This window comes from Micromonospora inyonensis, from assembly GCF_900091415.1.
In the GTDB taxonomy this organism is placed as follows: domain Bacteria; phylum Actinomycetota; class Actinomycetes; order Mycobacteriales; family Micromonosporaceae; genus Micromonospora; species Micromonospora inyonensis.
Genome location: NZ_FMHU01000001.1, coordinates 2,999,097 through 3,019,320 on the forward strand (window position 1 = coordinate 2,999,097; position 20,224 = coordinate 3,019,320).

At 73.1% G+C, this 20,224-nt stretch carries 19 protein-coding genes, 1 tRNA gene and 2 pseudogenes; 9 read left to right on the forward strand and 13 right to left on the reverse strand.

What is annotated here, in order from left to right:
* Nucleotides 1-55: 55 nt before the first annotated feature.
* On the reverse strand, nucleotides 56-571 hold the full coding sequence (locus tag GA0074694_RS13570; RefSeq protein ID WP_091457914.1) for a hypothetical protein: 516 nt from the start codon (nucleotides 569-571) through the stop codon (nucleotides 56-58).
* A gap of 207 nt (nucleotides 572-778) precedes the next feature.
* Here GA0074694_RS13570 and GA0074694_RS13575 point away from each other — a divergent pair, with 207 nt between their 5' ends.
* The 4 genes and pseudogenes from GA0074694_RS13575 to GA0074694_RS13590 all read left to right on the forward strand — a co-directional run bounded on the left by GA0074694_RS13575 (nucleotide 779) and on the right by GA0074694_RS13590 (nucleotide 4,091).
* Nucleotides 779-1,528 carry an MBL fold metallo-hydrolase gene (locus GA0074694_RS13575; RefSeq protein ID WP_091457918.1) on the forward strand — a complete coding sequence of 250 codons (750 nt, stop codon included), beginning with the start codon at nucleotides 779-781 and terminating at the stop codon, nucleotides 1,526-1,528.
* Nucleotides 1,529-1,595: 67 nt separating this feature from the next.
* On the forward strand, nucleotides 1,596-2,324 hold the full coding sequence (gene rph, locus GA0074694_RS13580) for a ribonuclease PH (protein WP_091457920.1): 729 nt from the start codon (nucleotides 1,596-1,598) through the stop codon (nucleotides 2,322-2,324).
* A 55-nt stretch (nucleotides 2,325-2,379) separates the two neighbouring features.
* Nucleotides 2,380-2,996 (forward strand): annotated as a pseudogene (gene rdgB, locus GA0074694_RS13585) (RdgB/HAM1 family non-canonical purine NTP pyrophosphatase).
* 171 nt (nucleotides 2,997-3,167) lie between these two features.
* Entirely contained in the window at nucleotides 3,168-4,091 is a 924-nt protein-coding gene (locus GA0074694_RS13590) for an AEC family transporter (protein ID WP_091457923.1), read from the forward strand.
* 144 nt (nucleotides 4,092-4,235) lie between these two features.
* On the opposite strand, the gene hutH is transcribed toward GA0074694_RS13590, so the two are convergent.
* The 6 genes and pseudogenes from hutH to GA0074694_RS13620 form a co-directional block, all read right to left on the reverse strand.
* Complete coding sequence (gene hutH / locus GA0074694_RS13595; RefSeq protein ID WP_091457926.1) at nucleotides 4,236-5,774, reverse strand: histidine ammonia-lyase; 1,539 nt, start codon at nucleotides 5,772-5,774, stop codon at nucleotides 4,236-4,238.
* Nucleotides 5,775-5,835: 61 nt separating this feature from the next.
* Nucleotides 5,836-6,713: pseudogene (locus tag GA0074694_RS13600) on the reverse strand (amidohydrolase family protein).
* Entirely contained in the window at nucleotides 6,710-8,071 is a 1,362-nt protein-coding gene (locus tag GA0074694_RS13605; protein ID WP_091457930.1) for a formimidoylglutamate deiminase, read from the reverse strand. The pseudogene GA0074694_RS13600 and the gene GA0074694_RS13605 overlap by 4 nt, the downstream one beginning before the upstream one ends.
* Nucleotides 8,068-9,315: an allantoate amidohydrolase gene (locus tag GA0074694_RS13610; RefSeq protein ID WP_091459129.1), complete on the reverse strand. Its 1,248-nt coding sequence runs from the start codon at nucleotides 9,313-9,315 to the stop codon at nucleotides 8,068-8,070. Before GA0074694_RS13610 ends, GA0074694_RS13605 begins: the two co-directional genes overlap by 4 nt.
* 28 nt (nucleotides 9,316-9,343) lie before the next feature.
* Nucleotides 9,344-11,023: a urocanate hydratase gene (gene hutU, locus GA0074694_RS13615; protein WP_091457934.1), complete on the reverse strand. Its 1,680-nt coding sequence runs from the start codon at nucleotides 11,021-11,023 to the stop codon at nucleotides 9,344-9,346.
* 14 nt (nucleotides 11,024-11,037) lie between these two features.
* The gene (locus GA0074694_RS13620) at nucleotides 11,038-11,451 is read right to left on the reverse strand and encodes a MurR/RpiR family transcriptional regulator (protein ID WP_091457937.1); all 414 of its coding nucleotides are present in this window, start codon (nucleotides 11,449-11,451) and stop codon (nucleotides 11,038-11,040) included.
* Between the two features lie 727 nt (nucleotides 11,452-12,178).
* On the opposite strand from GA0074694_RS13620, the gene GA0074694_RS31615 reads away from it, so the two are divergent.
* The 5 genes from GA0074694_RS31615 (at nucleotide 12,179) to GA0074694_RS13645 (ending at nucleotide 16,182) form a co-directional block, all read left to right on the forward strand.
* Nucleotides 12,179-13,009, forward strand: coding sequence for a DUF8213 domain-containing protein (locus GA0074694_RS31615; protein WP_176737897.1), 831 nt, complete (start codon nucleotides 12,179-12,181; stop codon nucleotides 13,007-13,009).
* Nucleotides 13,010-13,049: 40 nt separating this feature from the next.
* A complete protein-coding gene (locus GA0074694_RS13630; protein ID WP_091457945.1) occupies nucleotides 13,050-13,895 on the forward strand; it encodes a SurA N-terminal domain-containing protein in 846 nt (281 codons plus the stop codon).
* Entirely contained in the window at nucleotides 13,892-14,320 is a 429-nt protein-coding gene (locus tag GA0074694_RS13635) for a hypothetical protein (RefSeq protein ID WP_091457948.1), read from the forward strand. Before GA0074694_RS13630 ends, GA0074694_RS13635 begins: the two co-directional genes overlap by 4 nt.
* Nucleotides 14,321-14,527: 207 nt before the next feature.
* Nucleotides 14,528-15,361 (forward strand): class I SAM-dependent methyltransferase, encoded by an 834-nt coding sequence (locus GA0074694_RS13640; RefSeq protein WP_091457952.1) that lies wholly within the window; start codon nucleotides 14,528-14,530, stop codon nucleotides 15,359-15,361.
* Nucleotides 15,358-16,182, forward strand: coding sequence for an MOSC domain-containing protein (locus GA0074694_RS13645; protein ID WP_091457956.1), 825 nt, complete (start codon nucleotides 15,358-15,360; stop codon nucleotides 16,180-16,182). Before GA0074694_RS13640 ends, GA0074694_RS13645 begins: the two co-directional genes overlap by 4 nt.
* Nucleotides 16,183-16,265: 83 nt before the next feature.
* On the opposite strand, the gene GA0074694_RS13650 is transcribed toward GA0074694_RS13645, so the two are convergent.
* From GA0074694_RS13650 to GA0074694_RS13675, 6 genes are all read right to left on the reverse strand, one after another.
* Nucleotides 16,266-16,348: transfer RNA gene (locus GA0074694_RS13650), tRNA-Leu, on the reverse strand.
* Complete coding sequence (locus tag GA0074694_RS13655; RefSeq protein WP_091457960.1) at nucleotides 16,334-17,248, reverse strand: helix-turn-helix domain-containing protein; 915 nt, start codon at nucleotides 17,246-17,248, stop codon at nucleotides 16,334-16,336. Before GA0074694_RS13655 ends, GA0074694_RS13650 begins: the two co-directional genes overlap by 15 nt.
* A 73-nt stretch (nucleotides 17,249-17,321) precedes the next feature.
* Complete coding sequence (gene bcp / locus GA0074694_RS13660) at nucleotides 17,322-17,798, reverse strand: thioredoxin-dependent thiol peroxidase (RefSeq protein ID WP_091457963.1); 477 nt, start codon at nucleotides 17,796-17,798, stop codon at nucleotides 17,322-17,324.
* Between the two features lie 35 nt (nucleotides 17,799-17,833).
* Nucleotides 17,834-18,955: a hypothetical protein gene (locus GA0074694_RS13665; RefSeq protein WP_245714676.1), complete on the reverse strand. Its 1,122-nt coding sequence runs from the start codon at nucleotides 18,953-18,955 to the stop codon at nucleotides 17,834-17,836.
* Nucleotides 18,952-19,668, reverse strand: coding sequence for a DsbA family protein (locus GA0074694_RS13670; RefSeq protein ID WP_091457967.1), 717 nt, complete (start codon nucleotides 19,666-19,668; stop codon nucleotides 18,952-18,954). Before GA0074694_RS13670 ends, GA0074694_RS13665 begins: the two co-directional genes overlap by 4 nt.
* Nucleotides 19,661-20,185: a MauE/DoxX family redox-associated membrane protein gene (locus GA0074694_RS13675; RefSeq protein ID WP_091457972.1), complete on the reverse strand. Its 525-nt coding sequence runs from the start codon at nucleotides 20,183-20,185 to the stop codon at nucleotides 19,661-19,663. Before GA0074694_RS13675 ends, GA0074694_RS13670 begins: the two co-directional genes overlap by 8 nt.
* Nucleotides 20,186-20,224: the final 39 nt, after the last annotated feature.

Genomic DNA, 20,224 nt, shown 5'->3' on the forward strand with positions numbered 1-20,224 from the left:
CGGGGGCCCGCTGCCCCGCACCGGCCCCCGCGGTGGCACTGCGCTGGCGGTCGGCTCAGGGCAGGCTGGCGGTGAGCCCGGCGCTCACCCCGACGGCCAGGTTCGCCAGTCCGAGGGCGGCCCACCGCAGCCCCGGGCGGGCAGGACCGTGCAGGGCGACGCCGCCCAGGGCGATCCCGCCGAAGCCCAGGGCGGCCACGGTCGGCTGGTACCACTGCGGGGCGGTCCCGGCCAGCACCAGCACCAGACCTCGTACTCCCGAGGCGAGGGCCACCGCCCCCAGGCCGGTGGCCCAGCCGTAGATCACCAGGAGCCGGACGCTGCCGGCCGACCACGCCCGCCGGGGCGCCCGGTGTCGTCCGCCCGGCACCGCCCGGGGCGGAGCGGTGCGGCCACCGGCCGGGACCGCGACGGCGACCGGAACCCGGCTCGGAGCCGTCCCGGCCTCCGCATCGGACCGCCGGACCGGGTCCGGTGTGGTCCGTGGCGGGTGGCCGGCGTCCTCCGTCTCGGTCAGCACGATCTGTTCCGCCCCCGTCTTCACCCCCCGCCGACGGTCGGCGGGTTTCACCGTGTGCAACGGTCCGCTCCGGTAACCGTGACGGAGTGGACGGGGAAGACATGGAGGGGTGTCACGTTCGCGACAACTTCCATCAGATCATTCTTGCCACCGCCGTCACCGGCGTAGGCTGCGCAGCGTGGCGTACGCGTCGGTAGAGATCATCGACGGGGCGAGTCTCGAGGGGTTGACTACCGGCAGTGGCGACGGGGCGACCGCATGAGATTGACCGTGCTGGGCTGCGCGGGCAGCTTTCCCGGCCCTGAGTCCGCCTGTTCGGCGTACCTCGTGGAAGCCGAGGGTTTCCGGTTGCTGCTGGACTTCGGCACCGGTTCGCTCTCCGCGCTCCAACGTTACGCCGGACTGCACGCCCCGGACGCGATCATCCTGTCCCACCTGCACTGCGACCACATCCTCGACGCCGCCTCCTACGTGGTCGTCCGCCGGTACGCCCCGGACGGCCCGTACCCGCCGCTGCCGGTGTACGCCCCGGCTGGCGCCCCGGACCGGCTGAACGCCGTCTACGGGCACCAGGAGGAGGGGGGTGTGGAGGACGTCTACCAGTTCTACGCGCTGGAGCCGGGCACCTTCCCGATCGGTCCGTTCAGCGTCACCGTCGACCGGGTCAACCACCCCGTCGAGACGTACGGGGTCCGGCTGGAGCACGACGGGCGCGTCCTCTGCTACTCCTCGGACACTGCACCCTGCGAGCCCCTGCTGCGGCTCGCCCAGGACGCCGACGTCTTTCTCTGCGAGGCCAGCTATCTCGACGGCGTGGAGAACCCGCCGGACCTGCACCTGACCGGCCGGGAGGCGGGCGAGGCGGCGACCAAGGCCAGCGTCGGCCGGCTCCTGCTCACCCACCTGGTCACCGCCTGGGGCAGCGAGGCGCAGACGGTCGAGGCGGCCAGCGCCGCGTACACCGGCCCGTTGGACGTCGTCCGTCCCGGCTCCCGCTACGAGATCTGACCAGACGCGGTCGCGGCGGCGGGACACCCCGGGAGAGTCCGATCACGGCACCGCATAGAGTGCCTGCATGGCGCGACCTGACGGACGGCAGCCCGACCAACTTCGACCGGTGACCCTGACCCGGGGCTGGAGCACCCACCCGGAGGGTTCGGTGCTGGTGGAGTTCGGGAACACCCGGGTGCTCTGCACGGCCAGCGTGACCGAGGGGGTGCCCCGCTGGCGGAAGGGTTCCGGGCTCGGCTGGGTGACCGCCGAGTACGCGATGCTGCCCCGGGCCACCCACACCCGCTCGGACCGGGAGAGCGTCAAGGGCCGCGTCGGCGGGCGGACCCACGAGATCTCCCGGCTCATCGGCCGGAGCCTGCGCGCCTGCGTCGACCTGAAGGCCCTCGGCGAGAACTCGATCGTGCTCGACTGCGACGTCCTCCAGGCCGACGGGGGCACCCGCACGGCCGCGATCACCGGCGCGTACGTCGCCCTGCACGACGCCGTCACCTGGCTCGCCGGGCGTAAGGCGCTCGCCGGCAAGCCGGAGAAGGTGATGCACCGGTCGGTGGCCGCGGTGAGCGTCGGCATCATCGACGGTGAGCCCCGCCTCGACCTCGCCTACGACGAGGACGTGACCGCCGAGGTCGACATGAACGTGGTGTGCACCGGCACCGGCGACTTCGTCGAGGTGCAGGGAACGGGGGAGTCCGGGGTCTTCGCGCGCAAGCAGCTCGACGCCCTGCTCGACCTGGCCGTGGCCGGGTGCGACCAGCTGGCCGGGGCCCAGCGTGAAGCCCTCGGCCGGTGAACGCGCGAGGAGTGGGCCGTCGGGCCCCGCAGACGGTGACGAAAGGTGATCCAGCGTGAACAAGGTCCTGCTAGCGACCCGTAACCGGAAGAAGCTGGTCGAACTCCAGCGGATCCTCGACGGGGCGCTCGGCGCGCACCGGATCGCGTTGCTCGGCCTCGACGACGTCGAGGACTACCCCGAGCTGCCGGAGACCGGCCTCACCTTCGGCGAGAACGCGCTGATCAAGGCGCGGGAGGGCTGTCGCCGTACCGGCCTGCCCACCGTCGCCGACGACTCCGGCCTGGCGGTGGACGCCCTCAACGGCATGCCCGGGGTGCTCAGCGCCCGCTGGGCCGGCCGGCATGGCAACGACCTGACCAACCTGCAACTGGTCCTCGACCAGATCGCCGACCTGGCGGACGAGCACCGGGGCGCAGCCTTCGTCTGCACCGTGGCGCTGGTGCTGCCCGGCGGCAAGGAGCACCTGGTCGACGGTCGCCAGACCGGCCGGCTGCTGCGTGCGCCGCGTGGTGAGGGCGGGTTCGGCTACGACCCGATCTTCCTGGGGACGGGCAGACCCGGACCAACGCCGAGCTGACCCCGGAGGAGAAGGACGCGGTCAGCCACCGCGGCAAGGCCCTGCGGGACCTGGCCAAGCTGATCGCCAAGGTGCTCCCGCCGGCGTCCTGACCCCTCGCCAACCTGGCCCGCCACCGGTGTGCTGACCTGCCGCCGCCGCCTGACCTGCCGACACCGGCCACCCCGCCGCTCCCGCTGGCGCCCTGAATCGTCAGCCCGGCGCGCACCCTCGGTGCGCGCCGTGGGCGGCGGGACCGGGCCGACGGGAGGAAGAGGGACGACGTGCCGGGTGTCCTGACGGGATTCGCCGTCATCGTGGCCGTCGTCGCGGTCGGCTGGTTGCTCGGCCGGCGCGGCACCCTCGGGCCGGACGCGTCGACCGTGCTGTCCCGGGTGGCGTTCTTCGTGGCCACCCCGGCGCTGCTGTTCCTGACCACGGCCCGCTCCGACGTGCTGGCGGTCGTCTCCTCCGCCCTGGCCGTCACGGTGGTGGGCACCGCCGTGGTGGTGGCCGTGTTCGCGGTCGTCGCCGGACTGTGGTGGCGCCGGCCCGCGGCGGAGGTCACCGTCGGGGCGCTCGCCTCGTCGTACGTCAACGCGGCCAACATCGGCATCCCGATCGCCGTCTACGTCCTCGGGGACGCCTCGGTGGTCGTACCGGTGATGATGTTCCAGCTTGTGGTGATGACACCGATCGCCTTCGCCGTGCTGGAGACGGCGACCGGCACCCGGCGATCGCTGGCCCGGGTGCTGGTGCAGCCGCTGGCGAACCCGGTCACCGTGGCCTGTGCGCTCGGCGTGACCTGCGCGCTGACCGGTTGGCTGCCACCGGAACCGGTGCTGCGGCCGGTGGAACTCGTCGCGGCGATGGCGGTGCCCGCCGCGCTGCTGGCGTACGGGCTGTCGCTGCACGGCGCCCCGGCACCCGGCTCGGGGGAGACCGGCCGGGACGTCCGGCTCGCCGTGGTCCTCAAGACGGTGGTGCAGCCGGTGGTGGCGTACCTGGTGGCCCGGTTCGTGTTGGGGCTGCCGCAGCCGGTCGTGCTGGCCTGCACGATCACCGCCGCCCTGCCCACGGCCCAGAACGTCTTCGTCTACGCGGTCCGCTACGGCCGGGGGGTGGTGCTGGCCCGCGACGCGATACTCCTGTCGACCGTGGGCGCGGTGCCCGTGCTGCTCGGCGTCGCACTGCTCGGCACCCACTGAGGCGACGGCAGCGCGCCGAGGTGGTTGCAGGCGGCCGGGTTGGTTGCACGGCGCCGAGGTGGTTGCAGGGGCCCCCTGCTACCGCATTTCGATGAGGAAGGGTCCCCTGCAACCATCACACGGAACCGCCAACCACCCCACGCCTCAACCCAGCCTCCCCACCTCCCGCTCGATGGCGGCGCGCAGCTGCGGGCTCCGGACGACCTCCCGCGCGACCTCCATCACCGGGGCGAGGAAGACGTCCGGACCGGGTTCCCCGGCCGCCTCGCCCAGGGCCGCCACCGCCGCCCGACCGGCCGGGGACGGGGTGAGCGGGGCGCGCAGTTGCAGCCCGCGTACCGCCGCGAGCAGTTCCACGGCGAGCAGGCTGGTCAGGTTGTCCAGCACCGTGCGCAGCTTCTTGGTCGCCGCCCAGCCCATCGAGACGTGGTCCTCCTGCATGCCGCTGGTCGGCAGCGAGTCCACCGAGGCGGGGGCGGCCAGCCGGCGGTTCTCGGCGACGATCCCGGCCGCCGTGTACTGGGCGATCATGAGTCCCGAGTTCACCCCGGCGTCGGGCGAGAGGAACGCCGGCAGGTCCCGGGAGCGGGTCACGTCGAGCAGCCGGTCCACCCGCCGCTCGGCGATCGCGCCCACCTCGGACGCGGCGATGGCGAGGAAGTCGGCGGCGAAGCCGAGCGGCGCGCCGTGGAAGTTGCCGGTCGACTCGACCCGGCCATCCGGCAACACCACCGGGTTGTCCACCACCGACACCAACTCCCGGGCGGCGACCTGCTCGACGAAGGCGAGGGTGTCCCGGGCCGCGCCGGCCACCTGCGGCGCACAGCGCATCGAGTACGCGTCCTGCACCGCGTGGGCCAGGTCGTCCCGGTGCGAGTCCATCACCGCCGAATTCTGGAGCAGCCGGTGGATGTTCGCCGCCGAGGTCGCCTGCCCCGGATGCGGGCGGATGGCGTGCAGCTCGGGCAGGAACGGCCGCTCCGAGCCGAGCATCGCCTCGATGGCCAGCGCGGCGGTCACGTCGGCCATGGTGAACAGGTGCGCGGCGTCGTGGATGGCCAGCAGCAGCATGCCGAGCATCCCGTCGGTGCCGTTGATCAGCGCCAGCCCCTCCTTGGCGGCCAGCGACACCGGGGCCAGTCCGGCCCGGCGCAGCGCGTCGGCGGCGGGGACCTGCTCGCCGGCCGGGCCGAGCACCCACCCCTCGCCGAGCAGCACCAGTGCGCAGTGCGCCAGCGGCGCGAGGTCACCGGAGGCGCCGAGCGAACCGTGCTCGGGCACCCACGGCGTGACGTCGTGGTTGAGCAGGTCGACCATGGCCTCGGCGACCAGCGGGCGGACCCCGGAGCGGCCGAGGGCGAGCGAGCGTACCCGCAGCAGCATCATCGCCCGTACCACCTCGCGGGGCATCGGCGCACCGACCCCGGCGGCGTGCGAACGGATCAGCGCGTGCTGGAGTTCGGCCCGGCGCTCCGGGGCGACGAACGTGTTGGCCAGCGCGCCGAACCCGGTCGAGACCCCGTAGACCGGGCGGCCGGAGGCCACGATGCCGTCCACGATCGCGCGACTGGTCGTCATCGCGTCCACGGTGGACGGGTCGAGGACGACCTCCACGGTGCCCCGGGCCACGGCGAGCACGTCGGCGGGGGAGACCCCGGTGGGCTGGACGGTCACCACGCTCACGATGTCACCCCGCTAGGGGTGTCGGCGGGGCGGAAGTCGGTGCGGCAGGCGCGTTGGGCGTTCATAGCGGGACTCCGTTGTGCAGAACCTGGCGGATGAGGGGCACCCCTGGCCGGTAGGCCAGGTGCAGGTGGGAAGGGGCGTCGAGGATCATCAGGTCGGCCCGGGCCCCGGGGGCGAGCACCCCCACGTCGTCGCGGCGCAGCGCCCGCGCGCCACCGGCGGTCGCGGCCCAGACCGCCTCCGCCGGGGTCATGCCCATCTCGCGTACGGCGAGCGCGAGGCAGAACGGCATCGACGACGTGTACGACGAGCCGGGGTTGCAGTCGGTGGCCAACGCCACGGTGACCCGGGCGTCGAGCAGCCGGCGTGCGTCCGGGTACGGCGACCGGGTGGAGAACTCCGCGCCGGGCAGCAGCGTGGCCACCGTGGCCGATCCGGCCAGCGCGTCCACGTCGGCGGCGTCCAGGTGGGTGCAGTGGTCGGCACTGGCCGCGCCGAGTTCCACCGCGAGCTGCACCCCCGGGCCGGGGCCGAGCTGGTTGGCGTGCAGCCGTACCCCGAGGCCGGCGGCCTGTCCACAGGTGAGGATCGCCCGAGCGTGGTCGGCGTCGAACGCGCCCCGCTCGCCGCCACCGTGGTCCGGATCCCGCCCCCGGTGTACGGCTGCCCGGCCATCCGGGCGGCGAACTCGGCGGCCCGGTCCCCGGCGAAGACCAGGTGGGCGTGACTGTCCACGAAGCCGGGGAGCACCGCCGCGCCGTCGGCGTCGATCCGCCGGGTGGCGGCCGGGGCGTACCGGGCCGGGCCGAGCCAGGCGACGCGGTCCTCCTCGACCAGGATGGCCGCGTCGCGGCGGATGCCGAGCCGGCCGCCCTCCCCCGTGCCGGCCACGTTGGTGACCAGCTCCCCGATGTTGTCGATCAGCAGGCTGCTCACCTGCTGATCACCGCCTGGATCGTGGCGACCAGTTCGGCGGGTACGTCGACCGTCGCGTGCCGTCCGTCGCGGACCACCACCCGGCCGTCCACCACGACCTGGGTGACGTCGGCCGCGGTCGCCGCGAAGAACACCCCCACCGGGGGTACGCCGGCCGTCCGCGCGCTGTCCAGCCGAACGGTGACCAGGTCGGCCCGGTCCCCCGGGGCGATCCGGCCGGCGTCGGCCCAGCCCAGCGCGGCGTGCCCGGTCACGGTCGCCGCGTCGCGCAACGCGGCCGGGGCGAAGTGGCCGCGCTGCCGGGTGCGCAGCCGCTCGTCCAGCTCCACCGCGCGGGCCTCCTCGAAGAGGTCGGCCACGGCGTGGCTGTCGCTGCCGAGGCTGAGCGGACTGCCCGCCTCGGCCATCCGGCGGGCCGGACCGATGCCGTCGGCGAGGTCCCGCTCGGTGGTCGGGCAGAGGCAGACCCCGGTGCCGCTCCCTCCGAGCAGACCCACGTCGGCGCTGGTCAGATGGGTGGCGTGGACGGCGGTGGTGGTCGGGCCGAGTACTCCGTGGTCGGCGAGCAGGCGGGCCGGGGTGCGTCCGTGCACCGCCCGGCAGGCGTCGTTCTCGGCGGGCTGCTCGGAGAGGTGCACGTGCAGCGGCGCGTCGTGCCGCCGCGCCCACCCGGCGACCGCGTCGAGCTGGTCGGCGGGGACGGCACGGACCGAGTGCACCGCCGCGCCGACCCGGGAGTGGTCGCCGGCCGGAGCGAACGCCTCGACCCGGTCCGCCCAGCGGGCCGCGTCCCCGTCGCCGAAGCGGCGTTGCGGGCCGGTCAGCGGGCGGCCGTCCACCGTCGCGGTCAGATAGCAGGTGTCCAGCAGGGTGATCCGGATGCCGGCCTGCGCGGCGGCCTCGACCAGCGCCGCGCCCATCGCGTTCGGGTCGGCGTACCGGCCGCCGTCCGGACGGTGGTGCAGGTAGTGGAACTCGCCGACGCAGGTGACGCCGGCCAGCGCCAGCTCGGCGTACACGGCCCGGGCGAGGGCGAGGTAGGTGTCCGGATCGAGGCGGTCGGCGACCGTGTACATCAGGTCGCGCCAGGTCCAGAAGTCGCCCCGCCCGCCGTGCGTGCGTCCGCGCAGCGCCCGGTGGAACGCGTGCGAGTGGGCGTTCGCCAGTCCGGGCAGGGTCAGTCCGGGCAGGCGTACCGCGTCGGCCAGCACCTCGACCCCGGCGGCGGGTGTGGCTCGGTCGGCCAGCGGGGTGACCGCGGTGATCCGGCCCCCGACGGTCTCGATCAGTACGTCGGCGGTGGGTTCGGGATCGTCGGGCAGCCAGGCGTACTCGGCGAGCCAGCGGGTGGCGGTCATGCCGCCGCCCCGCGGGGGCGGCCGACCGGGGCGGGATCAGCGGCCAGCTCCGCCAGCACACGGGCCAGGGCGGTCACTCCGGCGGCGCAGTCGGCGTCGGTCGCCGACTCGGCGGGGGAGTGCGACACCCCCGTCGGGTTGCGTACGAAGAGCATCGCCGTCGGCAGGTGCCCGGCGAGCACCCCGGCGTCGTGACCCGCCGCCGTGGGCAGGGTCGGCGCGTCGAGCAGCGTCGCCAGCCGCCCGCCCAGGCTCGCGTCGAAGCCCACCAGCGGGGTCGCCGACTCCTCGGTCACGCTCACCTCGGTGCCGTCCCGGCGGGCCCGCTCGACGGCCTTGGCGCGGACCGCCTCGACCAGCTCGGCGAGTGTGCCCTCCTCGGCGGCCCGCGCGTCCAGCCAGCCGGTCACCCGGCTCGGGACGGCGTTGGTGGCGTTCGGCTCGACGCTGATCCGACCGACGGTCGCATGCGCGCCGCGCAACCGGGCCTCCTTGTTCGCGGCGAGGACGGTGAACGCGTAGGTGAGCATCGGGTCGCGGCGGTCGGCCATCCGGGTCGTCCCGGCGTGGTTCGGCTCGCCGGTGATGTCGAACCGCCAGCGGCCGTGCGGCCAGATGGCCGTCGCCACCGCGACGGGCGCGTCCAGGTCGACCAGCGCCCGTCCCTGCTCCACGTGCAGCTCGAGGAAGGCGGCGAACCCGGCCAGCAGGTCCGGACGGGCCCCCGCCGGCCGGTCACCGAGCGCCTCGGCGAAGGCGACCCCGTCGGTGTCGCGCAGCCCGGCCGCGCGCTCGGGCGTGAGCGCCCCGGTGAGCAGCCGCGACCCCAGGCACGGTACGCCGAACCGGGCCCCCTCCTCCTCGACGAACGCGCCGACCACGATCGGTCGGTCCGGGGCGACGCCCGCGGCGCGCAGCTCGTCCACGGCGAGGAAGGCGCTGACGATGCCGAGCGGCCCGTCGTACGCCCCGCCCTGCGGAACCGAGTCGAAGTGGCTTCCGGTGAGCACCGCGTCGGTGGCGTCCGGGTCACCCCAGCGGGCGAAGAGGTTGCCGTTGCCGTCCCCGGTGACCGGCATGCCCCGCCGCTCGGCCTGCGTCCGGAACCACTCCCGCAGCCGGCGCTCCGGCTCACCGAACGCGTACCGCAGGTAGCCGCCGGTGCGCGCGTCCCGCCCGATCGGCGCGATCTCGTCCCACAGGTCGCGGAAGCGGGTGGTGGTGGTAGCAGGGGTCCCCTGCAGGGCGTTTTTGGTGAACAAGGGGCCCCTCCTACCGCTCGGCCATGGGAACGCGCACCCCGGTACGGGTCGCCACCTCGTGGGCGTGGTCGTAGCCGGCGTCGACGTGCCGGATGACGCCCATCGCCGGGTCGTTGGTGAGCACCCGCTCGATCTTCTGCCCGGCCAGCGCGCTGCCGTCGGCCACGCAGACCTGACCGGCGTGGATGCTGCGGCCGATGCCGACCCCGCCGCCGTGGTGGATGGACACCCAGGATGCCCCGCTGGCGGTGTTGACCAGCGCGTTGAGCAGCGGCCAGTCGGCGATCGCGTCGGAGCCGTCGGCCATCGCCTCGGTCTCCCGGTACGGGCTGGCGACGCTGCCGCAGTCGAGGTGGTCGCGACCGATGACCACCGGGGCGGAGAGTTCACCGGAGGCGACCATCTCGTTGAACCGGACACCGGCGCGGTCCCGCTCGCCGTAACCGAGCCAACAGATCCGGGCCGGCAGGCCCTGGAAGGCGACCCGCTCCCCGGCCATCCGGATCCACCGGGCCAGGGACTCGTTCTCCGGGAACAGATCGAGGATCGCCCGGTCGGTGGCGGCGATGTCGGCCGGGTCGCCGGAGAGGGCGGCCCACCGGAACGGCCCCTTGCCCTCGCAGAACAGCGGCCGGATGTACGCGGGCACGAAGCCGGGGAAGTCGAACGCCCGCTCGTACCCACCGAGGCGCGCCTCGCCCCGGATCGAGTTGCCGTAGTCGAAGACCTCCGCCCCGGCGTCGAGGAACCCGACCATCGCCTCGACGTGCTTCGCCATCGAGGCGCGGGCCCGGTCGGTGAACTCGGCCGGCTTCGCCGCCGCGTACTCCCGGGCGTCAGCCAGCTCCACCCCCTCCGGCAGGTACGACAGCGGGTCGTGCGCGCTGGTCTGGTCGGTGACGATGTCGATGTCGACGCCTCGGCGCAGCAGTTCCGGGAAGACGGTGGCCGCGTTGCCGACCACCCCGACGGAGAGCGCCCGCCGCTCCCGCTTCGCGGCGAGCACCCGCTCGACCGCGTCGTCCAGGGAGTCGGCGACCTCGTCCAGGTAGCGGTCGTGCACCCGGCGGTCCAGCCGGGACCGGTCCACGTCGACGATCAGGCAGACTCCACCGTTCATGGTGACCGCGAGGGGCTGCGCTCCGCCCATCCCGCCGCAGCCGGCGGTGAGGGTCAGCGTCCCGGCCAGCGAACCGTCCCCGGCCGGCTGTCCGCCGTCGCGCGCACCGGCGAGTTTCGCGGCGACCGCGGCGAACGTCTCGTAGGTGCCCTGGAGGATCCCCTGGGTGCCGATGTAGATCCACGAACCGGCGGTCATCTGCCCGTACATGGTCAGGCCGAGTTGCTCCAGACGGCGGAACTCGGGCCAGGTGGCCCAGTCGCCGACCAGGTTGGAGTTGGCCAGCAGCACCCGCGGCGCCCACTCGTGCGTGCGCAGCACGCCGACCGGCCGACCGGACTGCACCAGCATCGTCTCGTCGTCCCGCAGGTCGGTCAGGGTCCGCACCAGCGCGTGGTACGACGGCCAGTCCCGCGCGGCCTTCCCGGTGCCGCCGTAGACCACCAGGTCCTCGGGACGCTCGGCGACCTCGGGGTCGAGGTTGTTCATCAGCATCCGCAGGGCGGCCTCCTGCGGCCACCCCCGCGCACTGCGCTCGGTGCCGCGAGCGGCACGGGCGGGCTGGTACATCGTCGGATCTCCTCTCACCCGAGGAACAACTGTCGGCGGGCGGCGGACGCCTCGAACGCCTCCAGCCGCGCCTGCGTGTCGGTCGGCGCGGCGTCGCAGATCGCCTGGAGCACCACCATGGCCAGGGCCATCGGGGCGGTGTGCAGGTCGAAGACCAGGTCGGTGCCACCGGCGCCGGTCAGCTCGCGCAGTCGGCGGCGCAGCGCCGGACAGCCGTCGTGGCCGAGCGCGACGGCGAAGCGGGTCACCGACGGTTGGCTGACCCCGGCCAGCTCGGCGACCTCGGCGGCGGAGAGGTAGGCCACCGAGCCGGCGTGCTGCACCAGGCAGTGCGCGATCCGGCGCTGCATCGGGGTGAGCCGGGCGCCGTGGAACAGATCCAGCAGCCGGTCGCTCGGCGCAGCCGCGATGGCGGCCGTTCCATTCATACCATGACCCTATGCATGAGAACTTTCAGTAGGCAAGGCCGGGGCGTCGGGGAGTGGTCGGTCAGGTCGGTGACGCGGCGAGGGGGCGGGAGTCGGTGCCGGTCTCGTGGGCTGTCGCCACCGGCCGTGGTAGGACCGGGGTGGCACCCCGCGAGTGCCTTCCGGTCGGCGACCGGGGCTTGGGCGAGCGTGGGGTCGCAGGCCGGCGGGAAAGCACTTGCGCATTCAAGGATGACTATGTCGTTAGTTGCTACCCAACGACTGGGTCGGTCTTTCCGGCTGATTGGTGGAACCTGCCGTAAATGGACAGTCCGGCCTCCGGGGGAATGCGTTCGGGCCGATGTGGGGTCCGGGGCGGCGGGCGGTGGCCTGGTGCGCGCGGTGGTTCGCGCGCCTTCCGGCGAGCGTGCTGGCCGGTGGGGCGGAAGTCGCCCCCGGTGGATAGGGGTCGGCGCGCATTTAAGATCTTTACGGCAGGCATTGACAGCTGTTACATATATTAACGACGATCGTTATCGCCAATGGCAATCCGGGTGCCATCGCGGCGGTCGCTTCGTTCGGAAACCTCGGGAGCGATCACTTTTGATGCGTACCCCACGGGACTTCGATGGGGGAATGCATGAAGCGTCGGATCTCCTCACCTCTTCGTCTCTCCAAGATCTTGGTTGTTGGCGCCGCGCTCCTCCTGGTGACGCCGCCGGTCACGTCGGCAGCCTCCGCGGCGCCGGTGGCGGAACCGCTGGCCAGCAACGACTTCCGCATCACCGCATCGTCGGCCAGCCACGACACCGGCACCTTCGCCCGCTCGGCCACGGTGATCGAGTTCGCGGCCTCGGCCGAGAGTGCCGTGTCGACGGAGGTGACGCTCTCCGTCGGCGGGAAGAAGTTCACGGCCAGCAAGGACATCGCGAGCGGCTCCGCCCAGTGGTCCGGAGAAGGCGCCGCGTTGCAACCGGACGAGAACCTGGCGCTCGACGCCTTCGCCAAGGCCCTCGAGTCGGAGTGGGTCGAACCGGCCAGTGCCACGAAAGCACCGATCTCGTTGCACCGGGACCTGACCATCCGCCTCGCCATGCTTCTTGCCGAGGCGCCCCCGGGCACCAGGATCGGAACCCAGGCCGTGCCCCGCCCGGCGGAGCGATACGGTGACCGGAAGCTTCCGGAAGGCGCCGCCAAGGTGGAGTCGTGCCTCAAGGAGGGCCTCTTCGCCACCGTGAAGGACAGCGCGGAGCGCAGGGCGGTGATCGCCGCCTGCCAGGAAAGCAACGAGGACGGAATCTGGTACACCGGATGCAACGTGAACGAACTGGTGCTGCACGATGCGGACAGCCACTGCTTCCTGGGTGAGACCGTCTATGTCGGCCCAGCCTCGTACGACTGCATGGGCAAGTGCGGTGGTGGGTGCTTCATCATCACCGGCTACACCTACGACTGTGCTGACCACGATCGCTGCGGTCGGGTCCATGGTGGATCGACGGACCCCTGGGACAGCGAGTGCGGTGACGAGTACTGGGAAGCCGACGACGACTTCCTGTGGTCGACGAACCAGTGCGGCTAGAGCCAGATCCTCTCGGACGATGAAACGACTTCTTTTCACCGTGTCGATCGTCGCGCTCGCACTGGTGGCGACCGGTTGCGGGTCCACGGACCGTTCCGTGGACCCGCCGCCGAACGCTCTGGCCACCGTGGGAGGCGAACCCGTCACCGTCGAGCAGGTTCGGGCGCTGATTCCCGACAGTCCCCTGCCTGCGGTGGTGGTGGCAGGCGGCTACGCCGGTCCGTGGCCGGAGGCACTGGAGCTGGCGATCCGGGACGAGCTGCTGGTGCGGGAAGCCGCTCGCCGGGGCCTGCGCGGGTCGACCAGGGCCGAACAGATCGCCAAACTGATCACTCAGGAGCAGCGCGGTGCTGCTGGCCTCGCCGCCGAGAGCATTACCGACGGGGAAGCCCTCGCCTGGTACCAGGAACACCGCAGCCTGTTCGGAAACGTGGCACAGGCCGAGGTGGCCTGGGGTGAGTTCGCTGATCCTGCGCAGGCCAGAACGGCTCTGGAGCGTGCGGCTGATACCGATCAGACGACGTTTCAGGGACTGGTGCGTGAGGGCGGTGCGAAGGACAGCGGCACGGCCACCATCGACAACCATGGTGAGGGCGCCGATCCGATGATCTCGCGCGCGGCCTTCGCGGTCGGCGCGGCCGGGGGAGTCGGACTGTCCGCGGACCCGCAGAACAACCGGTGGTGGGTGGTCCGCGTCGAGCGCATCTCGTTCAAGCAGATGAACTGGGACGCGGTGCTGGCCTACAAGGTGAAGTCGGCGATGGCCACGTATCGTCAGGAGGAGCACCTGCGCCGGCTCGCCGACTCGTTGCGGAAGAAGTGGCCGGTCGAGGTGTACGAGACCCGGCTCGCTGACATCGCCGCGACAGAGGAGCCACCGAAATGACCATAGCCGCGATAGTTGGCGGAGTTCTTGCGCTGTTCATCGCCGTGGCAGCGCTCATGTACCTGAGCAGGCACCGTGCCGCACCTCGGGCCGTCGGTCGGGTGTTGAGACTGCTGGCGTTCGCCGCCACCATCGGGATCGCCGCTGCGCTGCTGCCGTTCACGGTCTCGGACAGTGGCGCGTCCGCCAGCTACCTGCTGGGTGTGCCGGTAGTGGCGGCCGCATGTCCCCTGGTCGCAGACCTGGTCGGCCATGCTGTCGCCGTCACGACGACGGCCGGGGCCCTGGTGATGCTGGCGTGGGGCCTCCTGCTCGGCCTCGGCATCGGCCTCTGGTTCCTCCTTCCCGCCCTGCTGCTGGGGGCAGCGGTGCTGGCCAGCATCCCTTCGCGGCGGGCGGCAGTGACCGGCAACCAGGGTGACTGACGTCCGGATCATCTCCGTTGGGAACCCGACGTCCACGAGAACCACCGACAGCCGCCGGCGCACCGCCGCCGAACCCCGGACCCCAGGTGACGGCCCTTCCGGCCGCCGTGCCTGCCCCTCGGCGGCGGTCCTGCGCGGCCCGTCCGGACCGGAAGCGGGAAACTCGTGGTGGCGCCCGCCCCCCGGTACGGGTGGTAAAACCCTTCCGTGGACGCAACCAAGCTTCGTCGGGCCATCGCCCGCACCCCGCTCGCTCCGGTGGCCGCCTTCCCCAAGCGGCTGGTCCGGGTCGCCCGGCACGACACCAAGCTGCTGAAGGTCTCCGCCCGATGGCTGATGACCTCCCGGGAGCACCACAACTACACGTACGACCTCACCTGGCTGAGCAAGAGTCACCTCGCCTGGTTCGTCAGCGTCGTCTGCGACACCCCGGTCAAGCGGATCCGGGCGTACATCCAGGAGATCGAGGGCGACGAGAACCTGCGCCGGCACATCGAGCAGACCACCCAGGGCACCGCTCGACGCGGCCTCGCCGACCGCCAGGTCCGCTACGCCCGCCGCGTCGGCTGGTACGCCATCGTCCGGGCCCGCCGCCCGCAGCACGTCGTCGAGACCGGCGTGGACAAGGGCCTCGGCAGCTGCGTCCTCGCCGCAGCCCTCCTGCGCAACGCCGCCGAGGGACACCCCGGCCGGCTCACCTCCCTCGACATCAACCCCGAGGCCGGCTACCTCGCCCGCACCGCGCCCTGGTCCGACGTGGTCGACTTGGTCGTCGGTGACTCGATCGCCTCCATCAACGCGCTGGACCGCCCGGTCGACCTCTTCCTGCACGACAGCGACCACAGCAAGGCCCACGAGAAGCGGGAGTTCGACGCGGTCGAGCCGAAGCTGGCGTCGGGCGCCATGCTGCTCACCGACAACGTCACCGTCACCCACGTCCTCGCCGACCACGCCGAGCGCACCGGCCGGCGTTTCCTCGCCTACCGGGAGACCCCGATCAACCACTGGTACCCCGGTGACGGAATCGGCGTCGCCTGGTGAGGTTGGCGTCCGTCCACACGTACCCGGTCAAGGGGTGCCACCGGCTCGACCACGACACGGCCCGGGTCGACCCCTGCGGCCTGGCCGGTGACCGTCGCTGGATGATCGTCGACGCCGACGGCACCGGGGTGACCCAGCGGGAGCACCCGGTGCTGGCCACCCTGCGGCCGGTCACCCGGCCCGGCGGGCTGGTGCTACGCGGCCCCGGCCGCCCCGACCTGGAGGTGCCGGAACCGGTCGGTGTCGCCCCGGTCACGGTCCGTACCTTCCGGCACCGGAAACTGCCGGTCGATGCCCTCCCCGCCGGCCCGGCGGCCGACGCCTGGCTCACCGCCGTGCTCGGCAGGCCGGTCCGGCTGACCTGGCTCGCCCAACCCACCCGGCACATCGCTCGGGGGGAGCGCGCCCACGACACCGGCGACCAGGTCAGCTTCGCCGACGTCTACCCGCTGCTGCTGACCGTCACCGCGTCGCTCGAAGCGCTGAACGGCTGGCTGGCCGAGGCGGGCTCGGCGCCCGTGCCGATGACCCGCTTCCGGCCCAACGTGGTGGTCGAGGGCGCACCGGCCTGGGCCGAGGACGGCTGGGCCGGTCGGACCCTGCGGATCGGCGCGACCACCTTCCGCGCCGCCGGGACGTGCGCGCGCTGCGTGGTGACCACCACCGACCAGGAGACCGGGGTACGCGGACACGAACCGTTGCGGACCCTGGTCCGGCACCGCCGTGTCGACCGAAAGATCCTGTTCGGACTTCACCTCGTCCCCTTGTCGACCGGCGTGGTCGGCGTCGGCGATCCGGTGCGGGTCGATCCGACGTCCTGATCCCCGTGGGGCGACACTCGGTGGCCGATCGACATGGCTGCCCGTGCCTGCGCTGGCACGGGCAGCCATGTCGCCGGTTCTCGTGCGGGAGAGGGGACTCGAACCCCTACGCCCGAAGGCACAGGAACCTAAATCCTGCGTGGCTGCCTAGTTACACCACTCCCGCCTGCCCAGAGAGTCTAGTGCGTCGCGCTCGTGCCGTGTGGAGCCCGGCGGCCCGCAGGACGTTGGACACCGTTCCGTGACTGGGCCTCTCCCGTCCGTCGGTGGCGGCTCGGATCAGGTCGGCGAGTTTTCGCGGACCCAGGTCGGGGTTCGCCAGCGCGTACCGGACCACGAGCGCGTGGTCGACGACGGACCCGTGAGGAACGCGTGGCCGTGGCGCCGTCGTGCCGGTCTGCTCCAGGCGGTGGCGGAGCCGGTAGACGTGGTTGCGGTGACAGCCAATGCGCCGCCCGGCCTCCACCGCGGTCATCGCGCCGGCCGCCACCTGCCGGACCAGCGCCTCGACATGCCGCGGATCGAGCGGCCGAGGGTGGGCGATCCGGTCCGGCTCGCGGCCGGTCGGCGGCTGCCCGGCGCTCGCCGGCGCCAGAGCGGACCGGCGGTTGCGGCCGGCGTACGTGGCGGTCTGGCTGTGGCAGTTCGGGCACAACAGGCGCAGGTTCGGCGGGCGGTTGTCGAGGAAGTCACCGTTGATGTGGTCGACGTGCAGGGTGAGCGGCCCGCCCCGCCACGTCGTGCCGACGTCGCACTCCTCGCACCGTTCCGGGACGCCGATATCGCACAGGGCCCACTTCAGCCGGGTGCCGGGTGTACGGCGGGAACCCTTCGGTAGCTGGACCAGCAGCATCGTGGAGGAGACCCGGCGGCGGGGACCACGCAGCCCAGGGGGACGCCCGGTGAAGTGGGAGGTGTCGACGCCGAACCGTTTGAGCTGACGACTGATGTGGGCGTGCGAGCCGTCGCTGATCCGTACGCCCAGCAGGCGCATCACGTCGGTGACGTTGCGGGCGCGCGCCGCCGCGTCGGCGAGCACCTCCGGGGTGTACCGGTACCGGACCACGTACGGACGGTAGCGGCCCGGTGCGACGTTTCCCGCGTCGAGACGGGCCGCCCGGACGGCGGCCGGTGGCTCCTCAGTCCAGCCCGAGGTCGCGGCGCAGCTTGGCGACGTGCCCGGTGGCCTTCACGTTGTAGAGCGCCCGTTCGATCTTCCCGTCCTCGTCGACGACGAAGGTGGAACGGATCACCCCGGTCACCGTCCGGCCGTAGCTCTGCTTCTCGCCGAACGCCCCGTACGCGGTGAGCACCGCCTTGTCGGTGTCGGCGACCAGGGCGAACGTGATGGCGTCGCGCTCGCGGAACTTCGCCAGCTTCTCCGGCTTGTCCGGGGAGATGCCGACCACCTCGTAGCCGGCCGCCTGGAGGGAGGCGAGCGAGTCGCGGAAGTCGCAGGCCTGCTTGGTGCAGCCCGGGGTCATCGCGGCCGGGTAGGCGTACAGGATCACCCGGCGGCCCCGCAGGTCGGCCAGGGAGAGCGTGCTGCCGGTGTCGGTCGGCAGGGTGAAGTCCGGCGCGGGGTCGCCGGGGCTGAGACGGTGCGGCGCGGTCATGCCCGAGACCCTACGGCCTCCGTCCGGGCTGGCACCTAACCGGCCCGCTCGGGTCGGAGGTGTCCGATGCCGGTCGGTCGGCGGCGGGTCGCCTCGGCGACCGCGCGACTCGCGGCGTGCAACCGGAACACCCCGGCCAGGGTGGCCCCCGCCCCGGTGACCAGGATCAGCGTGACCACCACCCGGACGGGTTGGGCCGGCCAGGGCAGCGGGGGCACCGAGCGGGCGAGCACCGCCGCGTTGGTCACCCCGGCGAACAGGGCCAGGCAGGCACCGGCGAGGGCCAGTCCGAAGTCGGCGGCGGCGTGCCGGGTCAGCGCCCAGCCACCGGCGGCGACCGCGCCGAGGCCGGTGATGAGGGCCCAGGTCTGGCCGGTCAGCAAGGCGACGAGCAGCCCACCGGCCCCGTCGGCCCCGGCGTCGAGGGCCCGGCCGACCGCGACCGCGACGGCGGCCAGCCCACCCACGGCGAGCAGCGCGCCGAGCCCGGCCAGCGCCCGCCGGCCGGCCACCGTGCCCGCCGGTGCCAGCCCGAGCGCGCCCACCGCGAGCGTGCCGAGTGCCACCGCCGCCCACCAGGGGTACGGGTCCGGCGGGGGCACCCAGTCCAGGGTGCCCCGCAGCTCCACGGCGGTCTCGCCGTCGCGTAGCGGCACCACCCAGTCGCGTACCCGGTGTTCCCGGTCGGGGGCGGCGCCGACCTGCGGCGGCGGGCTGGACTCCCGCCACAGCGCCCGTTGGTCGTGCCAGCGGACCACCGGCTCGTTCGTCACCCGCTGCCAGGACGGCGCGGCGGTCGGGTCGGCGTCGGCGGGCACGGCGGTCTCGCCGGCGACGGTCCGGTTGAGGTACGTCGCCGGGGAGCGGACGTTCTCGTACACCCCGTCGGGGCGCACCTGGAGGTACGGCTCGCCGGAGTAGCCGAGGACGGTGACCGTCCGGTCGGTGTGGTTGCGCAGTTCCAGCCGCGCGCCCGCCTCCACCGTCCGGACGTCCACGCCGTCGACGGTCGGGGCCAGCCCGGTCACCCCGACCCGGTAGTCGCTGCCGTTCGGGGCGTCCGCGCCGTGCGCGGCGGCCGGGACGGCGGTGGCCAGCAGCGCGACGAGCGCCCCGACCAGGGGCACTCCCGCCCGGAGCAGCAGCGACCGGATCACCGGGCGGCTGCCTCGACGGCGGCGGTGATGGCGTCCGGGGTGGGGTTCTCGATCGGCTTGCCGTCGACCAGGACGGTCGGCGTGCCGGTGATCCCGGCCCGGCTCGCCTCCTCGGTCACGTGTTCGGTCCATGGCTTGAAGGTGCCCTCGCGCAGGCAGGAGGCGAACCCGTCCCGGTCGATGCCGACCTCGGCGGCGATGTCGGCGAGGTCGTCGTCGCTGAGCCCCGCGCCGCCCTCCGGCGGCTGTCGCTCGAAGAGCGCCTTGGCGTACTGCCGGTACCGACCACCCTCGGCGGCGCAGCCGGACGCAGCCGACGAGCGGGTGGAGTACTGCGTGGACGAGAAGCGGTTGAGGTACGCCACCGGGTGGTACACCACCCGGACCTTGCCCTGGTCGATCAGTGTGTCCAGGGTCGGGCCGCTGAGCTGCTCGAACTGCTTGCAGGCCGGGCAGATGAAGTCCTCGTACACGTCGATGGTGACCGGGCCGGAGCCGGCCACGACGCCGGTGCCCGCGTCGTTCGCGCCGGTCGGCGCGGTGAAGTCGTCGGAGCGCTGCGCGGCGTAGACGCTCCAGCCGATCAGTCCGGCGATCACCAGCACCGCCACGGCGGCCACCGAGGTCCAGAGCGTGCGGCGTCGGCGGCGCTCCCTGGCGAGCTGCTCGCGGACCACCCGGGAGGCGTCCTTCTGCCCCTTGCGACTACTCATCCTCGTCCTCCACGGCCGGTGTGCCCGACAGCCACCCGTCCACCGAGGCGGGGGTGCGGGGCCAGATCAGCAGGAACCCGGCGAGTGCCAGGAAACCCAGGTCCCGGAGGATCTCCGGGAGGTAGGCGGGGCTCTGGCCGGCGGCGAGTTCGCCGCCCCCACCGAAGCACCCGCAGTCGATGGCGAGGCCCCGCGTCCAGGCGGAGACGATGCCCGCGACGAAGACCACCAGTAGCGCCGCCGAGAAGCCGGCGGCGAGCCGGGTGGCCAGCCCGACGAGCAACAGGACGCCGAGCGCCAGCTCCACGAAGGGCAGTGCCGCGCCGACGGCCATCGCCAGGTCGTACGGCATGACCTGGTACGCGTTGACGGCCCGCCCGGAGGCGGCCAGGTCGCCGACCTTGCTGCCGCCCGCGGCGAACCACACCGCGGCGAGACCGAGCCGGGCGGCGACGGCGAGCCAGGGACGGAGGAGGGGCCAGCTCACGACCCGGGGGCGGGGTGCGGTCACGGTCATTGGTCGCTCCGATCCACCGTGAAGTTCCGTGGTCCGTGC